The sequence below is a fragment of the Microbacterium sp. Root53 genome (assembly GCF_001426925.1).
Lineage (GTDB): Bacteria > Actinomycetota > Actinomycetes > Actinomycetales > Microbacteriaceae > Microbacterium.
Map to the genome: position 1 here is coordinate 1 of NZ_LMFR01000019.1, position 1,001 is coordinate 1,001.

A 1,001-nucleotide genomic window follows, 5' to 3' on the forward strand; every position below is an offset into this window, starting at 1 on the left:
CGGCCTGGCTGCACTTCTACAATCACCACAGGCCCCACACCGCGATCGGGAAGCTCCCGCCCATCAGCCGGATCTCAAACAACCTGGCTGGGCAGTACACCTAGATCGGTCGTGAGAATCTCGCAACTCTCGTGAGACACAGCAGGGAAGCCGGTCACGAAAAAGTAACGGCGAGCCCTTGTGTGCCGTTATCTGCCCGTTATAGAGTCGCTACACCGGCAGCTGTTTTGCTGTGGCGGCTGCCGGGACATGTGATTGCAGGACACTCTTGGTGCAAGGGACAGGGGGCCTGTCGGATGCCTCTCCGACAGGCCCCTCACCATGTCCGGATGTCGGCCGACAGGGCCGTCCGGATACGCTGGGGTCATGGCTGATCGCAGGCTCGCCGTCGAGGCGTGGGAGAGCCTGTTCCGCGCGCAGCACGAGATCCTCGCGGAGTTCGCGGAGGACTTCAGCGCCACCGAGCTGACGCAGCCCGAGTACGACGTGCTGCTCACCGTCACGCGCGGCGAGGACATGTCGTCGCGGCTGCGCGACGTGACCGCCAACATGCTCATCAGCCAGCCGAGCGTCTCCCGGCTCGTCGACCGGATGGTCGCGCGCGGCCTCCTGACCAAGTGCGCCGACCCGCAGGACGGCCGCGGCGCGATCGTCACCGCCACCGAGAAGGGCGCGCGCGCGTTCCGCGTCGTCGCGACGAACCACGGCCGCTCGATCGCCGAACGGATGTCGGTGCTCTCCGAGGACGAACTGCGGACACTGCTCGACCTCACGCGCAAGCTCCGCGGCGACCGCGCCGACCAGTGAGAGGCCGTTCGCTCAGAGCGAACGAGCCCGCGCATCGATTCCGGAAAGCAGAGAAGGCCCCCGCCGAAGCGGGGGCCTTCTCATCACTGGGGTCTGCTGAACGAATAGGTGACACCTGATCTGTGGTGCCTGAGGGTGCCGCTGGGAGGATGTCATCATGCCCAAGCCCTATCCGCGCGAGTTCCGTGAGGACG

At 66.0% G+C, this 1,001-nt stretch carries 1 protein-coding gene; it reads left to right on the top strand.

Annotated elements, in window-relative coordinates:
- Window positions 1-366 precede the first annotated feature (366 nt).
- On the top strand, window positions 367-807 hold the full coding sequence (locus tag ASD19_RS08005) for a MarR family winged helix-turn-helix transcriptional regulator (protein ID WP_055990928.1): 441 nt from the start codon (window positions 367-369) through the stop codon (window positions 805-807).
- Window positions 808-1,001 lie beyond the last annotated feature (194 nt).

Coding starts and splice junctions, on each gene's coding strand:
- ASD19_RS08005 (WP_055990928.1), top strand. CDS start 367: ATGGCTGATCGCAGGCTCGCCGTCGAGGCGTGGGAGAGCCTGTTCCGC.